Source organism: Shewanella sp. AS1 (assembly GCF_021412565.1).
Lineage (GTDB): Bacteria > Pseudomonadota > Gammaproteobacteria > Enterobacterales > Shewanellaceae > Shewanella.
Window position 1 is genome coordinate 1 of sequence record NZ_JAKCLJ010000045.1, and the last position, 343, is coordinate 343.

At 43.1% G+C, this 343-nt stretch carries 1 rRNA gene; it reads left to right on the forward strand.

The features are described 5' to 3' along the window. Positions 1-240 precede the first annotated feature (240 nt). A 5S ribosomal RNA gene (rrf, locus tag LZP69_RS15970) occupies positions 241-343 on the forward strand; the annotation flags it as partial.

Sequence of the window (343 nt, forward strand, 5' to 3'; positions counted from 1 at the left end):
CGTTGAGCTAACCTGTACTAATGACTCGTGAGGCTTAACCATACAACCCTAATGGGTTTCGAAGTAACGATGGTTTACTGAAAATGTTCCTGACATTTTCTAGCATTTCCTCCATCCATGGAGGTCAAACAAAAGAATACAAGCACTTGATTTAGTGTGGTCATAAATCGCTCCTGCATTTATGACATATAGTACATCCATGTACTAAAACTCAAACAGCTTTCCGAATTTCCAATTTTGCTTGGTGACAATAGCTTTGTGGTCCCACCTGATCCCATCCCGAACTCAGAAGTGAAACGCAATCGCGCCGATGGTAGTGTGGGGTCTCCCCATGTGAGAGTAG